Annotated in this window: 9 protein-coding genes; 6 read left to right on the plus strand and 3 right to left on the minus strand. The window is 75.2% G+C overall.

The annotated features are described in order from the left end of the window. Positions 1-9: 9 nt before the first annotated feature. On the minus strand, positions 10-366 hold the full coding sequence (locus O2W14_RS05980) for an oxidoreductase (protein WP_269175162.1): 357 nt from the start codon (positions 364-366) through the stop codon (positions 10-12). A 157-nt stretch (positions 367-523) separates the two neighbouring features. Between O2W14_RS05980 and lpdA the strand changes: the two genes are divergently transcribed. From lpdA to O2W14_RS05995, 3 genes are all read left to right on the plus strand, one after another. Then, entirely contained in the window at positions 524-1,906 is a 1,383-nt protein-coding gene (gene lpdA, locus O2W14_RS05985) for a dihydrolipoyl dehydrogenase (RefSeq protein ID WP_269175163.1), read from the plus strand. A gap of 61 nt (positions 1,907-1,967) precedes the next feature. Then, positions 1,968-3,830: a 2-oxoglutarate dehydrogenase, E2 component, dihydrolipoamide succinyltransferase gene (gene sucB, locus O2W14_RS05990; protein ID WP_269175164.1), complete on the plus strand. Its 1,863-nt coding sequence runs from the start codon at positions 1,968-1,970 to the stop codon at positions 3,828-3,830. Positions 3,831-3,959: 129 nt separating this feature from the next. Beyond that, complete coding sequence (locus O2W14_RS05995; RefSeq protein WP_269175165.1) at positions 3,960-4,865, plus strand: TIGR01777 family oxidoreductase; 906 nt, start codon at positions 3,960-3,962, stop codon at positions 4,863-4,865. 26 nt (positions 4,866-4,891) lie between these two features. Here the strand turns inward: O2W14_RS05995 and O2W14_RS06000 are convergent, their stop codons facing one another. Then, the gene (locus O2W14_RS06000; protein ID WP_269175166.1) at positions 4,892-6,925 is read right to left on the minus strand and encodes a serine/threonine-protein kinase; all 2,034 of its coding nucleotides are present in this window, start codon (positions 6,923-6,925) and stop codon (positions 4,892-4,894) included. A 118-nt stretch (positions 6,926-7,043) separates the two neighbouring features. On the opposite strand from O2W14_RS06000, the gene O2W14_RS06005 reads away from it, so the two are divergent. From O2W14_RS06005 to lipB, 3 genes are all read left to right on the plus strand, one after another. Further along, positions 7,044-8,297, plus strand: coding sequence for an NAD(P)/FAD-dependent oxidoreductase (locus tag O2W14_RS06005; RefSeq protein WP_269175167.1), 1,254 nt, complete (start codon positions 7,044-7,046; stop codon positions 8,295-8,297). A 57-nt stretch (positions 8,298-8,354) separates the two neighbouring features. Beyond that, a complete protein-coding gene (locus tag O2W14_RS06010; RefSeq protein WP_269175168.1) occupies positions 8,355-9,083 on the plus strand; it encodes a peptidase E in 729 nt (242 codons plus the stop codon). Positions 9,084-9,162: 79 nt separating this feature from the next. Next, entirely contained in the window at positions 9,163-9,807 is a 645-nt protein-coding gene (gene lipB, locus O2W14_RS06015) for a lipoyl(octanoyl) transferase LipB (RefSeq protein WP_269175169.1), read from the plus strand. A 223-nt stretch (positions 9,808-10,030) separates the two neighbouring features. Here lipB and leuS read toward each other — a convergent pair whose 3' ends face one another. Further along, the gene (leuS, locus tag O2W14_RS06020; RefSeq protein ID WP_269175170.1) at positions 10,031-12,904 is read right to left on the minus strand and encodes a leucine--tRNA ligase; all 2,874 of its coding nucleotides are present in this window, start codon (positions 12,902-12,904) and stop codon (positions 10,031-10,033) included. Positions 12,905-13,585 lie beyond the last annotated feature (681 nt).

A 13,585-nucleotide genomic window follows, 5' to 3' on the forward strand; every position in this document is an offset into this window, starting at 1 on the left:
CTGCCGCCCTCACCGGGCGGCAGGGCCCTGGGGGTGGTCGCGGTTCCAGTCGCGCATGCGCTGGGGGTAGCCGGTCACCTGTGCGTCGTACACCGGGACGGCGAGGTCGCGGGACAGCCTGCGGGCGGTCTCGGGCCCGTCGATGCGCCGGCGCGTCCACTCCCCGTCGGCGGCCACCAGCAGGATCGTCGTCTCGGTGACGGCGGTGCGGGGCTCGACGAAGCCCTCGACGCCGCGCCGGGTCGACACGAACTCCTCCAGGTGCCGGACGTCGGCGGACCCCGACGCACGGTCCAGCGTGCCGCGCCGGCCCGGCCCGGCCTCGGGTCGCGCGCGGCGCCCACGCAGTCGGTCGACCAGTCCCATGCCCTGCTCCCGTCCCCGGTGTCGCGCGCTGCACGGCGACGTTCGCAGCTGGTGAACGGAGCACCCGGACGTGTCGTTCCCGGGAGTGGCAGGATGGGCAGGCGCACGATCGTTGTGCCCGGCACCACACCGGGTCACCCAGCACTGAGGAGCACTTGTGAGCGCACCCACCACCCCCGCTGACCTGGTCATCCTCGGTGGTGGCTCCGGTGGCTACGCCGCGGCGCTGCGCGCCTCCGAGCTCGGCATGTCCGTCGTGCTGATCGAGAAGGACAAGGTCGGCGGCACCTGCCTGCACCGGGGCTGCATCCCGACCAAGGCGCTGCTGCACACCGCCGAGGTCGCCGACAACGCCCGCGAGGGCGAGCAGTTCGGCGTGAAGTCGACCCTGTCGGGCATCGACATGGACGGGGTGAACGCCTACAAGGACGGCGTCATCTCCAAGAACTTCAAGGGCCTGACCGGGCTGATCAAGAGCCGCGGCATCACCATCGTCACCGGTGAGGGGCGGCTGGTCTCCCCCACCGCGGTCGAGGTCGACGGCACCCGCTACGAGGGCAAGCACGTCCTGCTGGCCACCGGCTCCTACGCCCGCTCGCTGCCCGGCATCGACATCGACGGCACCAAGGTCATCACCAGCGACCACGCACTGGCCCTGGACCGGGTGCCCACCTCGGCGATCATCCTCGGCGGCGGCGTCATCGGCTGCGAGTTCGCCAGCGCCTGGAAGTCCTTCGGCGTCGACGTGACCATCGTCGAGGGCCTGCCGCACCTGGTGCCGCTGGAGGACGAGTCCTCCTCCAAGCTCCTCGAGCGCGCCTTCCGCCGCCGCAAGATCGACTTCTCCCTGGGCAGCCGGGTCGCCAAGGTCGAGACCACCGCCGACGGCGTCAAGGTCTCCCTGGAGAACGGCAAGGAGTTCGAGGCCGAGCTGGTGCTCGTCGCCGTCGGCCGCGGGCCGGTCAGCCAGGGCCTGGGCTACGAGGAGGCCGGGGTCGCCATGGAGCGTGGCTACGTCCTCGTCGACGAGTACATGCAGACCAACGTGCCGACCATCTCCGCCGTCGGTGACCTGGTGCCCACCCTCCAGCTGGCGCACGTCGGTTTCGGCGAGGGCATCCTCGTCGCCGAGCGGCTCGCCGGCCTGCCGGTCGTGCCGCTGGACTACGCCGGCGTCCCGCGCGTCACCTACTCCGAGCCCGAGGTCGCCTCCGTCGGCCTGACCGAGGCCCAGGCCAAGGAGCGCTACGGCGAGCTCGAGATCGCCACCTACGACCTCGCCGGCAACGGGCGCGCCGCCATCCTCAAGACCGCCGGCGCGGTGAAGCTGATCCGCACCGCCAACGGCGGCCCGGTCGTCGGCGTGCACATGGTCGGCAGCCGGGTGGGCGACCTGATTGCCGAGGCCCAGCTCATCTACAACTGGGAGGCCCTCCCCGAGGAGGTCGCCCAGCTGATCCACCCGCACCCCACGCTCAGCGAGGCCCTCGGCGAGGCCGCACTCGTGCTCGCGGGCAAGCCGCTGCACGCGCACAGCTGACCCTGCTCGTCCCGTCCCACCCCCCGCGACACCCCCCCTGACCTGAGGAGACCTGCCTTCGATGCCGACGACCGTCACCATGCCCGCCCTGGGCGAGAGCGTCACCGAGGGCACGGTCACCCGTTGGTTGAAGCAGGAGGGTGACACCGTCGAGGTCGACGAGCCCCTCCTGGAGGTCTCCACCGACAAGGTCGACACGGAGATCCCCTCCCCCGCCGCCGGCGTGCTCACCAAGATCGTCGTCGCGGAGGACGAGACCGTTGAGGTCGGCGCGGAGCTGGCGGTGATCGGCGGCGGCGACGACGCCGCTCCCGCCGCCCCCGCGCAGGAGGAGGCCCCGGCCGAGGCGGCCCCGGCCCAGGACGAGGCCCCGGCGGCTCCCGCCCCGGCTGCTGAGGCACCGGCGGCCGAGACCCCGTCCCAGGACGGCGGATCGGGCGGTGGCGAGGGCACCACGGTGACCATGCCGGCGCTCGGCGAGAGCGTCACCGAGGGCACCGTCACCCGCTGGCTCAAGGCCGTGGGCGACGAGGTCACCGTCGACGAGCCGCTGCTGGAGGTGTCCACCGACAAGGTCGACACCGAGATCCCCTCCCCGGTCTCGGGCACCCTGCTGTCGATCACGGTGAACGAGGACGAGACCGTCGAGGTCGGCGCCGAGCTCGCCGTCATCGGCACCGCCGGCAGCGCGCCCGCCGCGGCACCGGCCACCCCGGCCCCGGCGGCGGCCCCCGCACCGGCGGCCGAGAAGCCGCTGCCGTCTGCCCCCAAGACCGACGCCCCGGCGCCCGCGCCGGAGGAGGTCTCCCCGACCCCGGTCGAGGCCAACACCAGCACCGGCCAGCCCGGCGCCGACTACGGCTCCGGCGGCGTCATGCCGACCACCTCGCCCACCGACAACCCCTCGCCGGCCGAGGCCGTCGCCCCCGCCTCGCGGCCGGCGGCAGCACCCGCGCCCGAGGGCTCCGGCGCCTACGTGACCCCGCTGGTGCGCCGCCTGGCCGCCGAGCAGGGCGTCGACCTGTCCACGGTCGAGGGCACCGGCGTCGGTGGCCGGATCCGCAAGCAGGACGTGCTCGCCGCCGCCGAGGCGGCCAAGGCCGCGGCCGCCACCCCGGCCCCGGCCGCCAGCCCTGCCCCCGCCGCGGCGTCCTCGGCGACCCGCACCCCCTCGCCGGCTGCCACGTCCAGCTCCGCGCTGCGCGGGCGCACCGAGAAGCTCTCCCGGCTGCGCACCGTCATCGCCAAGCGGATGCTGGAGTCGCTGCAGGTCAGTGCTCAGCTGACCACCGTCGTCGAGGTCGACGTCACCCGGATCGCGCGGCTGCGCGACCAGGTGAAGAACGACTTCGCCGGCCGCGAGGGCGTCAAGCTGTCGTTCCTGCCGTTCTTCGCCAAGGCCGCGATCGAGGCGCTCAAGGAGCACCCGGTCGTCAACTCCTCGGTCGACCTCGAGGCCGGCACGGTCACCTACCACGACAGCGAGAACCTCGGCATCGCCGTCGACACCGAGCGCGGTCTGCTGGTGCCGGTCATCCACGGTGCGGGCGACCTCAACATCCCGGGTCTGGCGCGCAAGATCGCCGACCTGGCCGAGCGCACCCGGGTCAACAAGATCACGCCGGACGAGCTGGGTGGCGGCACCTTCACGCTGACCAACACCGGCAGCCGGGGCGCGCTCTTCGACACCCCGATCATCAACCAGCCGCAGGTCGCCATCCTGGGCCTCGGCGCGGTGGTGAAGCGGCCGGTCGTGGTCAAGGACGCCGACCTCGGCGAGGTCGTGGCCGTGCGCTCGATGGTCTACCTGGCCCTCAGCTACGACCACCGGATCGTCGACGGCGCCGACGCCGCCCGCTTCCTGGTCACCATGAAGGAGCGTCTCGAGGCCGGCCAGTTCTCCGGCGACCTCGGCCTCGCCTGATCGAGCACCCCGTCCGCCGGCTCGGCTGAGCCCGCGGACGGGTACCGAGGGCCCCGGCACCTGCCGGGGCCCTCGGCATCTCTCCGGCCGTCGAGCCGGTCCGTGCGCCGCCACCGCTGGGAGAGCTCGATGAAGATCGCCGTGACCGGGTCCTCCGGACTCATCGGATCGGCACTGGTCCCGCTCCTGGTCGCCGACGGGCACGAGGTGCTGCGCCTGGTGCGCCGCACCCCGCGGACCGCCGACGAGCACCGCTGGGAGCCCGCGCACCGCCGGCTCCCCCCGGGCCTGTTCGACGACGTCGACGCGGTCGTCAACCTGGCCGGTGTCGGGGTGGCCGACCACCGCTGGACCGCGGCGCACAAGCAGGCCGTACTCAGCAGCCGGGTCGACGCCACCACGACCGTCAGCGAGGCCCTGGCCGCAGCGGCCTCGGCCGATCCGGGCCGGGAGCGGGTCCTGCTGTCGGCCTCGGCGGTGGGGTACTACGGGGACACCGGCGACCGGGTCGTCGAGGAGAGCGCACCGGCGGGCTCGGACTTCCTCGCCGACGTCTGCGTCGCGTGGGAGGCGGCCACCGCACCGGCGGTGGACGCCGGCATCCGGGTGGCCACCCTGCGCACCGGGCTGGTGCTCGCCCGCGGCGGACTGCTGGGCCGACTGGCCCCGCTGTTCAAGCTCGGGGTCGGCGGCAAGCTCGGCAACGGCCGCCAGTACATGCCGTGGATCAGCCTGGCCGACGAGGTCGACGCGATCCGGTTCCTGCTCACCGCCCCGGTGTCCGGCCCGGTGAACCTGACCGCGCCCACCCCGGTCACCAACGCCGAGTTCACCGCCGCACTGGCCGACGTGGTGCACCGGCCGGCGCTGCTGACCGTGCCGGGCATCGCCCTGCAGGTGGTGCTGGGTGAGTTCGCGCGGGTCGGCGCGCTGGCCGGTCAGCGCGCGGTGCCGGCGGCGCTGGAGGCCGCCGGGTACCGGTTCTCCGTCACCGACCTGCGTGCGGCCCTCGCCCAGGCACACGCCAAGGGCTGACCGTTCCGCCGGACACCCCCGGTCGGTCACCCGCCGCCGACCAGCCCGCCCTCGGCGATCCGCCATCCGCCGGGGGTGCGGGCGAGCACCAGCTCGACCCGGGCGTCCCCGCGCCCGGGAACCAGATCCGCGTCGGCCTGCAGCTCGCGGGTGCCCGGTGCCGGCACCCCCGTCCGGTAGGCCGGGAGCGCGTCGACCAGCAGCACCCGTACCCGGCCGGGTGACTCCTCCCTCACCGAGACCACCTCGCGCAGCTGTGGGGTGAAGCCCTCCACCACCCTGCCTGCGGTGCGCAGCGCGGTCAGCTGCTCGGTGTCCCGGGCGAGCAGCGGGCTGCCCGGGGCGTGGACGGTGGCCAGCACGGCCGGGTCGGCGCCGGCCGCGAAGGCGGCGGTCCGGCGCTGGTAGAGCTCACCGACCACCCCTGCCCAGCCGTCCTCGTCGACCGGCGTCTCGGTGCGGTCGGCGGCCGGCGGGCTCGCCGACGCCTGCGTGGGCGGGCTGGGGGACGGGAGCTGCGGTGCGACGGCCGGCGACGAGGCGGTGGCCGACCCGGTCGGTGCCGGAGCCGGCTGGGTGCCCGGGGCCCCCGGCCCTCCTGGCGTACCGGTCCCCCGCCCTCCTGGCGTACCGGTTCCCGGTCCTGCTGACACGGCGCTCCCCGGCCCTCTTGGCGTGGCGGCCCCCGACCCCCCTGGCAGGGCGTCCCCCGGCCCTCCTGGCGCGCCGCGCTCCGGCGTCCCGGCGGTGGCACCCCCCGCCGTCCCCGCGGTGTCGCCCTGCGGCGCCCGGTCCCCCGGTCGTCCCCCGGCGGGCGCCGCCGGACCGTGGGGAGCCGTTGCCCCGCCGGTCGGCGACGCCGGCGGACCGGTGGGCGACCCCGACGGGGCAGTGGAGCGCACGTCCCCGGTCGGGGCGGGCCCGGCCACCGCCGCGGGCACCGGCTCGCCGGCGCTCCCCCAGCTCGACCCCAGCCAGACCGCACCCGCCAGGGCACCGCCGACCGCCAGCACCACGGCAGCACCGGTGACCGACCTCCGGACGAGTGCGCGCCACTGCCCGTCCACACCGGACCGCTCGGTCGACCACCGCCGCGCCCGGGCCAGCCGGCTCGCCGGGGCGGGTGCAGCGTGCGCGGCCCGCGGCCGCTGCCCCGGTACCTGGTGGGTCAGCTCGGTACGCGGCCCGCGGCCGGTGACGGCGAGCTCGGTGTCAGGGACCCCGGCCACCGGCAGCCGCACCGGCTCGGGCCGGCAGGCATGCCGGAGGTCGAGGGCGAACGCGGCCGCCGAGCCCCGCTCGTGCGGCTCCGGCGACAGCCCGCGCAGGACCACCCGGACCAGCTCCTCGGGAGCCTCGGGGGCCAGCACCGCCAGGTCGGGCAGCTGACCGCCCGCCGCGACGGTGAGCGTGCCGGCGGGGTCGGCGGCGTTCCACGGTGCGATGCCGGTGAGCGCGTGGAAGGCCGCGGCCGCCACGCCGAAGACGTCCGAGGCCGGCCCCGGTGCGCCTCCGCGGGCGACCACCGGGTCGACATAGGGCGGGGTGACCTCGGCGCGGGCGGCGTCCCCGACCAGCCGCGCCGTCCCGAGGTCGGTGAGCACCGGGCGCCCCTCGGCGGTGAAGACGATGTTGCCCGGCGAGAGGTCACCGTGCACGACGCCACGGTCGTGGGCGTGGGCCAGCGCGGCGGCGACCGGGGCGACCGTGGTCACGACCTCCCCGGGCCGCAGCCGGCCCCGCCGGGCGAGCAGCGCGGCCAGGCTCCCGCCCTCGAGCAGGTCGAGCACCAGCGCCACCTGCGCCGGTGCACCGCGCACCTCGCGGCGGACGACCTCGTGGAGGCGGACCAGGTGCGGGTGGTCCAGCTCCCCCAGCAGCGTTGCCTCCCGCTCCTGCCGCTCGGGGTCACCCCGGACGAGCACCTTGACCGCGACCGGGGGTCCACCGGACCGGGGACGGGCCCGCCAGACCTGGCCGGACCCGCCACGGCCGAGCAGCTCCTCGAGCACGAGTCCGGGTACGACGGGGGCCGCGGTCGGGGCGGGCTGCGCAGGCATGCCGGGGACCGTAGGCGGTCCGGCGGCCACCGCGTCGGCGCTGTCCACAGGCCGCTGCTCCGTCCACGGGCCGGACTCCGGCCGGACGGGGCCGGCGCCCAGCGCCTACGTTCGGGGCATGACCCTGCCTGCACGCGCCGAGGTGGTCGTGGTCGGCGCCGGCCTGGCCGGGCTGTCGGCGGCGACCCGGCTGGCTGCCGCCGGCCGCGACGTCCACCTGGTCGACGCAGCCGACCACGCCGGCGGACGGCTGACCACGACCCGGGTCGACGGGTTCACCGTCGACCGGGGCTTCCAGGTGCTCAACACCGGCTACCCGCGGGTGGCCGACCTCGACCTGGACGCCCTGGACATGGGGTGGTTCTGGACCGGGGCGGTCGTGCAGGGCGAGCGCGGCCCGCACCGCGTCGTCGACCCCCGTGAGCACCTCGGAGCACTGCTGGACACCGTGCGGGCGCCGATCGGCGGGCTCCCGCGGAAGGCGGCGCTGGCCGCCTTCTCCGCCCGGGCGGGCTACCTGCCGGTGTCCCGGTTGCTGGCGGCCCCCGAGCGCACCGCCGAGGAGGCACTGCGCTCCGCCGGCGTGGGCGAGCAGGCCCTGGAGACGTTCCTGCGCCCCTTCCTGTCCGGGGTGCTGCTGGAGGACCGGCTGAGCACCTCCAGCCGCTACCTCGACCTGGTGTGGCGCAGCTTCGTCCGTGGCCGGGTCGGCCTCCCCGCAGCCGGGATGCAGTCGGTCGGCCAGCAGCTGGCCGACCGGCTGCCCGCCGGGCAGGTGCACTTGAGGGTCCGCGTCACCGCCGTCGACGGCCGGTCGGTGCGCACCGCCGCCGGGACGACGACGGCCGACGCGGTCGTGGTCGCCACCGACCCCGACACCGCCAGCGGGCTGCTCCCCGGTCTGGGGGCCTCCGCACCGCGGCAGGTCACCACCCACCTGCACGTGCTGCCGACCTCCCCATGGTCCGAACCGCTCATCGTGCTCGGACGGCCCGGTGGCCGGCTGGTCAACAGCGTCGTCGTCTCCGACGCCCAGCCCGCCTACAGCCCTGACGGGCGGGCCCTGGTGGCCAGCTCCACCCTGCAGCCCACCCGGGAGGCCGACGTCCGGGCCGAGGTCGCCCGCGCGCACGGCGTGGCACCGGCCGAGCTCGAGCACCTCACCAGCGTGACCGTCACCGGCGCGCAACCGGCGGCGACGGTACCGCTGCAGCACCGGCGACCGGTCGACCTGGGCGAGGGCCTGTTCGTCTGCGGCGACCACCGGGACACCCCGTCCATCCAGGGCGCCATGGCCAGCGGTGCCCGCACCGCCCGCGCCGTCCTGCGCCGGCTGGCGGGCTCGGCACCCGCGCCGGGACGCGGGGCTTGAGGGCCGCCACCGCGGCGGAGCGACGGGCCGGAGCCCGGGCCCGGGTAGGTTCGCGCCGTGCCCGCTGCCGCACCCACGATCCTGGCCACCAGCATGGGCCTGCACGCCCGCGGCCCCCACGGCGCGGTGCCCGGACCGGTCGTCGACCTGGCGGTCGAGCTCGCCGGCCGGCCGGAGCAGCCGCGGATCACCTACCTGGGCACCGCCACCGGCGACGACCCGGCGCGGGTGGCGGGCTTCTACGGCGCCTTCGCCGGCAGCGCCGTCCGGGCCTCGCACCTGAGCCTGTTCCCCATGCCGAACCTCGCCGACGTGCGCACGCACCTGCTGTCCCAGGACGTCGTCTGGGTGGGCGGCGGCAGCGTCGCCGCCCTGCTCGCGGTCTGGCGGGTGCACGGCCTGGACGAGGTGTTCCGGGAGGCGTGGCAGGCCGGCGTCGTACTGGCGGGGGTGTCGGCCGGGTCGCTGTGCTGGCACGCCGGGGGCACCACGGACTCCTTCGGCCCGGACCTGCGGCCGGTGACGAACGGGCTGGCGCTGCTGCCGCACTCCAACGGCGTCCACCACGACTCCGAGGCCCAGCGCCGGCCGGTCTACCACCGGCTGGTCGCCGAGGGCGTGCTGCCCGCCGGGTACGCGACCGACGACGGCGTGGGGCTGGTCTACCGCGGCACCGAGCTGGTCGAGGCGGTCTCCGACCGGCCCGGCGCGAGCGCCCACCGGGTCGCGCGCGGCAGCGACGGGCAGGCCGTGGAGACACCGGTCCGCCCCCGCCGGCTGGCCTGACCGGTCCCGTCCAGCGGCTCGTCCCGGGCTCGCGGAGGACGAGGGGGACGGAGCCGGACGAGGCATAGGCTGTCTGGTCATGAGCGAGCTGGCGGTGGTGCGGGCGGGGCTGGTCCCCTACGAGCAGGCGTGGGCGCAGCAGCGCGAGGTGCACGAGCGACGGGTCGCCGGCACGGGCCCGGACACCCTCCTGCTGCTGGAGCACCCGCCGGTCTACACCGCCGGGAAGCGCACCCTGCCGCACGAGCGGCCCTTCGACGGCACCCCGGTCGTCGACGTCGACCGCGGCGGCAAGATCACCTGGCACGGCCCGGGCCAGCTCGTCGGCTACCCCATCGTGCAGCTGGCCGACCCGGTCGACGTCGTCGCGCACGTCCGCCGGCTGGAGCTCGCCCTGATGGAGGTCTGCGCCGGCTTTGGTCTGGCCACGTCGCAGGTCGAGGGCCGCAGTGGCGTCTGGGTGCTGGCCGACGAGCGCGGGCCGGACCGCAAGGTGGCCGCGATCGGCGTCCGGGTGGCCCGCGGGGTGACCATGCACGGCTTCGCCCTCAACTGCGACCCCGACATGACCGCCTTCGGCAACATGGTCCCGTGCGGCATCCCCGACGCCGGGGCGACCTCGCTGACCGCCGAGCTCGGCCGGGACGTCACCGTCGCCGAGGCCATCGAGCCGGTCGAGGCCACGATGCGCCGCGTGCTCACCGGCACCGCCGTCCCCGCCTGACGTCGGGTGCCGGCGCCGGGCAGGTGCCCGCGCCGGGCAGCCCCCTGCCGCGGGCGGTGTCCCGGCCGGACCAGCGTCCCCGCCTGATCTGGTCTGCGGCGTCCTCCCTCACCGACGTCTGTCCTCCCTCAGCAGCACTGGTGAGGGAGGACAGACGTGGATCAGGTCACCTGATCCACGTCCGGTAGCCGGGCTCCGCCGGTCGCCGCCGCGGGGCCCTTCCTCAGCCGACGACGAAGTTGACCAGGCGGCCGGGGACGGCGATGACGCGGCGCACCGTCTTGCCCTCGAGCTGGGCGACGACCTTCTCGTCGGCGCGGGCCGCCGCCTCGAGGGTCGCGGCATCGGCGTCGGCCGGGACGGCCACCTGTGCCCGGACCTTGCCGTTGACCTGCACGGCGACCTCGACGGTGTCGTCGACCAGCCAGCGGTCCTCGGCGACCGGGAACTGCGCCCAGGCCACCGAGCCGGCGTGGCCCAGCCGCGACCACAGCTCCTCGGCCAGGTGCGGGGCCAGCGGTGCGACCAGCAGCACCAGGGACTCGGCGACCGAGCGGGGCACCGCCGTCCCGGGCGGGAACGCCTGGGTCAGGTGGTTGGTCAGCTCGGTGATCCGGGCGATGGCGATGTTGAACCGCAGCGTGGTCATGCCGTCGCGCACGGCCTCGATGGCCCGGTGCAGCGCGCGGGAGGTGTCGTCGTCGGGCTCGACGTCCCCGGCGCGGACCTCTCCGGTCTCCTCGTCGACCACGACCCGCCAGATGCGGGCCAGCAGCCGGGCGGAGCCGACGACGGCCTTGGTCTCCCAGGGCCGGGACTGGTCCAGCGGCCCGGTCGACATCTCGTAGACCCGGAAGGTGTCCGCGCCGTACATCGCGATCATCTCGTCGGGCGTGACGACGTTCTTGAGGCTCTTGCCCATCTTCCCGTACTCGCGGTGGACCGGCTGCCCCTCGTAGAGGAACTGGCCGTCGCGCTCGACCACGTCGGCGGCGGGCACGGGGAAGCCGCGGGAGTCGGTGTAGGCGTAGGCGGAGATGTAGCCCTGGTTGACCAGCCGGCGGAAGGGCTCCTCGCTGGACACGTGCCCCAGGTCGAACAGCACCTTGTGCCAGAACCGGGCGTACAGCAGGTGCAGGACGGCGTGCTCGACACCGCCGACGTACAGGTCCACGCCGCCCACGTCGCCGGGCTCGCGCGGGCCCATCCAGTACCGCTCGAGCTCGGGGTCGACGAACTGCTGGTCGTTCGTCGGGTCGGTGTAGCGCAGGTAGTACCAGCACGACCCGGCCCAGTTGGGCATCGTGTTGGTCTCCCGGCGGTACTCCTGCGGCCCCTCGCCCAGGTCCAGGGTGACCGTCGTCCACTCCGTGGCGCGCGACAGCGGCGGCTCGGGCTGGGAGTCGGCGTCGTCGTCGGCGAAGGTCTTGGGCGAGTAGTCGTCGACCTCGGGCAGCAGCACCGGCAGCATCGAGTCCGGGACGGCGACCGGCAGGTCGTCGGCGTCGTAGACGATCGGGAACGGCTCGCCCCAGTACCGCTGCCGGCTGAACAGCCAGTCGCGCAGCTTGTAGGTGGTCGTCGCCTCACCGCAGCCGTTCGCCACCAGCCACTCGGTGACCGTGGCGATGGCCGTGGCCTTGTCCAGCCCGTCCAGCGACAGCTGCTCGTTGGAGCTGTTGATCATCGGCCCGGTGCCGGTGTAGGCACCACCGTCGAAGTCCGCCGGGGGCTGCACGGTGCGCACGACCGGCAGGCCGAGGACCTGGGCGAACTCCCAGTCGCGGGTGTCCTCACCGGGCACGGCCATGATCGCGCCGGTGCCGTAGCCGGTGAGCACGTAGTCGGCGATGAACACCGGCAGCTGGCGCTGCGTCAGCGGGTTGGTCGCGGTGACGCCCAGCCAGACGCCGGTCTTGTCGCGGCCCTCGGTCTGCCGCTCCAGCTCCGAGCGCCGGGAGGCCTGCAACTGGTAGGCCTCGACCGCCTCGGCGGGGGTGGCGGCACCGGCGGTCCAGCGCGGGTCGGCGCCGTCCGGCCACACGTCCGCGGTCAGCGCCTCGACGAGCGGGTGCTCGGGCGCCAGCACCAGGTAGGTGGCACCGAACAGGGTGTCGGGCCGGGTGGTGAAGACCTCGACGGTCTCGCCGGACACGGGGAACCGGACCCGTGCGCCGGTGGAGCGGCCGATCCAGTTGCGCTGCATCTGCTTCAGCGAGTCCGACCAGTCCAGCCGGTCCAGGTCGTCGATCAGCCGCTCGGCGTAGGCGGTGATCCGCATCATCCACTGGGTCAGCGGACGCCGGAAGACCGGGAAGTTGCCGCGCTCGGATCGCCCGTCGGCGGTGACCTCCTCGTTGGACAGCACGGTGCCCAGGCCGGGGCACCAGTTGACCGGCGCGGAGTGGCGGTAGGCCAGCCGGTGGGCGTCCACCACCCGGCGACGCTCGACCGGGGACAGCTCGGCCCAGCTCTGCCCCTCGGGCAGCGTGCCCGGCGCGGGCTGGCGGGTGCCGGCGTCCAGCTCGGTCACCAGCTCGGTGATCGGGCGGGCCCGGTCGGTCTCGGGGTCGAACCACGCCTCGAAGACCTGCCGGAAGATCCACTGGGTCCACTTGTAGTAGCCCGGGTCGATCGTGGCGAAGGTGCGGCGGGTGTCGTGGTCGACGCCCAGCCGGCGCAGCTGCGCGCTGATCGCGGCGATGTTGGCCTCGGTGGTGACCCGCGGGTGCTGCCCGGTCTGCACCGCGAACTGCTCGGCCGGCAGGCCGAAGGCGTCGTAGCCCATCGGGTGCAGCACGTTGCGCCCGTCCATCCGCAGGAACCGGCTGGTGACGTCGGTGCCCAGGTAGCCCAGCGGGTGCCCGACGTGCAGGCCGGCCCCGGAGGGGTACGGGAACATGTCCATCACGAACGCCTTGGGCCGGTCGGCCACGCGGTCGAAGCCCTCGCTGAGCGGACCGACCGGGTTGGGCGTGTGGAAGGTGCCCTCGGCCTCCCAGCGGTCCTGCCAGGCCAGCTCGATCTGCTGGGCCAGCGCCGGGGTGTAGCGGTGCGGGGGCACCCCGTCGGCAGTGGGCTCGGTGGTCTGGCTCATCGCGGCGCTCCTGGTACAGGGGGCGGACATGAAGAGACCCCTCACACAGGAGGGGTCGCCGTGCTGGTCCACGTGGGTGAGATCAGCACGGCCGGGGAAGCAGGAGTCCGCCGGTCACGGCGCCGATCCTAGCGCGCGCACGGGCCGGGGACGGCGTTCCTCCGGCGCGTGGGCGGGCGCACGCCGCGCGTCCGGTCCCGGGGCGGGATCGACCGGGTGGCCTGCGATGCGGCCGTCGCCCAGGAGGGCGCCCCCTGGCCCAGCACCCCGACCGGGTCCCGGTCCCCACCCACGACCGCTCCGCCCTCGTCGTGCCGGCCGGTGAGCGGCCCGCACGCAGCGCGGCGCACCCACCGACGCCGGGATGCCAGCGGTGGTCGGCTCGTGGGCGCAGCTGACCGCACTGGTGCTGCCCGGCGTGCAGGTGCGCACCGCCGGCTGACCCCACCGGGGGTGCTGCGTTGGCCAACAGCGGGTCCCGGCCCGTATGTTCATGATCGCAGCGGGTTTGCCCAACGTCCGACGAGGGCATTCCAGCGACCCGGCGTTGAGCAGCAGCGCCGCCTGCACACGGTCGCGCCGACAACGCGCTCCCGGCAGGCACGAGTCCGACGACCAGCCATGTCGTCCGGCCCGAGCCGCCGGTGGAGCGCAGCTGCCGGGAGCGGTACGGCCACCGTC

The organism is Modestobacter sp. VKM Ac-2986 (assembly GCF_026967795.1).
Taxonomy (GTDB): Bacteria; Actinomycetota; Actinomycetes; order Mycobacteriales; family Geodermatophilaceae; genus Modestobacter.

Coding starts and splice junctions, on each gene's coding strand:
- O2W14_RS05980 (WP_269175162.1), bottom strand. CDS start 366: ATGGGACTGGTCGACCGACTGCGTGGGCGCCGCGCGCGACCCGAGGCC.
- sucB (WP_269175164.1), top strand. CDS start 1,968: ATGCCGACGACCGTCACCATGCCCGCCCTGGGCGAGAGCGTCACCGAG.
- O2W14_RS05995 (WP_269175165.1), top strand. CDS start 3,960: ATGAAGATCGCCGTGACCGGGTCCTCCGGACTCATCGGATCGGCACTG.
- O2W14_RS06000 (WP_269175166.1), bottom strand. CDS start 6,925: ATGCCTGCGCAGCCCGCCCCGACCGCGGCCCCCGTCGTACCCGGACTC.
- O2W14_RS06005 (WP_269175167.1), top strand. CDS start 7,044: ATGACCCTGCCTGCACGCGCCGAGGTGGTCGTGGTCGGCGCCGGCCTG.
- lipB (WP_269175169.1), top strand. CDS start 9,163: ATGAGCGAGCTGGCGGTGGTGCGGGCGGGGCTGGTCCCCTACGAGCAG.
- leuS (WP_269175170.1), bottom strand. CDS start 12,904: ATGAGCCAGACCACCGAGCCCACTGCCGACGGGGTGCCCCCGCACCGC.